The sequence below is a fragment of the Chryseosolibacter indicum genome, assembly GCF_018598585.1.
Lineage (GTDB): Bacteria > Bacteroidota > Bacteroidia > Cytophagales > Cyclobacteriaceae > Chryseosolibacter > Chryseosolibacter indicus.
In genome coordinates, this window is sequence record NZ_JAHESD010000172.1 from 1 (window position 1) to 252 (window position 252).

At 44.4% G+C, this 252-nt stretch carries 1 protein-coding gene; it reads left to right on the forward strand.

All coding sequences use genetic code 11. From position 1 onward, the window contains the following. A partial coding sequence (locus KK060_RS24940) for a cadherin-like domain-containing protein (protein ID WP_254158016.1) occupies positions 1-252 on the forward strand: 252 nt, incomplete at both ends.

The following is a 252-nucleotide window of genomic DNA, read 5'->3' on the forward strand; positions in this document are numbered from 1 at the left end:
CAGGAACTCAGACAACGTATTCATCTAACGGAAGCTGGTCAGTTGACAACACCGGACTTGTAACTTATACTCCTGCAACAGACTTCCATGGCACGGCATCTATTACTTATACAGTAAAGGATAACAGCGGAACCCTTTCTAAGGCAGGGACTATTACGATCACCGTCACACCAGCTAACGATGCACCAGTAGCAGTTAATGACAGCAAGACTACCAATGAAGATGTAGCTACCACCTTAAATGTTACTACCA